The 226-nt window shown below is 30.5% G+C and carries 1 protein-coding gene; it reads left to right on the forward strand.

Annotation, left to right across the window (positions count from 1 at the left end; genetic code table 11):
- A partial coding sequence (locus CWB66_RS22535) for a hypothetical protein (protein WP_212747854.1) occupies nt 1–218 on the forward strand: 218 nt, incomplete at its 5' end.
- Nucleotides 219–226: the final 8 nt, after the last annotated feature.

Below are 226 nucleotides of genomic sequence, written 5' to 3' on the forward strand. Positions count from 1 at the left end.
AGAAATCTAAAACAGTTACTGCGGTTTTAAATTTAATAGTATCGCTGTCTTTAGAGCAAAGTAACTTAATCGCTGTTGATAGTTATGTAAAAAAGAAGAATAGTGCACAGTACTTAACTAAAGAGAAAAACAAATATTTTAACCTATTAAGACATATTATTCTCACTAAGAGTCAAGAGTATGCAAACGGGGTGAGCTATGTTGAAACTTTAATATAAGCAAAGCC

The sequence above is a fragment of the Pseudoalteromonas sp. S558 genome (assembly GCF_005886635.1).
Taxonomy (GTDB): domain Bacteria; phylum Pseudomonadota; class Gammaproteobacteria; order Enterobacterales; family Alteromonadaceae; genus Pseudoalteromonas; species Pseudoalteromonas aliena.